We start from the raw sequence: 1,019 nt of genomic DNA on the forward strand, positions 1-1,019 counted from the left end.
ACGTGCCGGATTCTAAATTTACCATTTTCGTCTCAATTCACAAATGCTAGCGCAGGCAGCAAAAGACCAAATTGGCGCAGCCTGGCTTTTGCTGCCTGCGCGGGTTTTTCAATCTCCATTTTCCTCTCGAAGATTTTTACCGGCATGGCATGTAGCCATTGTTGCCTGCTGTAGAGTTTTCAATTCCTTTTCATTTTTTTGGTGGATATGCTATCCAATTATTCTCCTTGATATTTGGCGACCAGTAATCATATCCAAAGGTCCTATCTCCGATGAAATTATATTTCCCATAATCTTGGTTCACAAACAGAGCCTGATTAATTGTTGAATCTCTATTATCGAGTTCATTTGAAAAGATTGTAGACAACCCTCTAATTTTTAATGTCCCCATATCGAAAGGAATAAACTTATAGTCAGGAAAGTCTATTCCCATCTGATGTTTTATGGTATCAAAGTATTCTTCATATTTGTCAAACGGAGAAATTGTAATTATCGGATCAAATCTCATGTAATAGTACTCACCATCAAAATATTGAATATTATCTACACCAAAAATTGTGTAGTATTTACCCAAAAAGCTTTTGTAAAAATGTAATTCCTTCGATATGATTTCAGCTCCTTTTGTCTTATCTATTTCAATCACTCCTCCGTATCCAGGCTGAATTTTGGTATTGCCAAATATCTTCTTATCTGGAAAATACTCTCCAAGCTTCTCTAAATAATTCGACCACTCATTTGATTCTTCTTCGCTATAAATGTAATCTTGAATCTTTTTATTTAATCTTTTAATTGGTTCTAATTGTTGGATTTTTTCATAGTTCATTGAAATTCCAATTGGATAGTATTCCTTGATTGTTTCATATACTTCATGGAAATTCAAATCTGGTCTCTCGTCAATATAAAATCGTTTAAATGGAATTTGCATTACCCTTTTCATCCCCATCGTTTTCTAAGATTTATACTTAATTGTTCAAGTCCTCTTTTTCTTCTATTTGACTAGACTATAGCAGGCAACGGCC

Annotated in this window: 1 protein-coding gene; it reads right to left on the reverse strand. The window is 34.2% G+C overall.

Features of this window, described 5'->3' with window-relative positions:
* Window positions 1-190: 190 nt before the first annotated feature.
* The gene (locus tag MW688_RS22545; RefSeq protein ID WP_486738266.1) at window positions 191-925 is read right to left on the reverse strand and encodes a hypothetical protein; all 735 of its coding nucleotides are present in this window, start codon (window positions 923-925) and stop codon (window positions 191-193) included.
* Window positions 926-1,019: the final 94 nt, after the last annotated feature.

Source organism: Johannesbaptistia floridana (assembly GCF_057440575.1).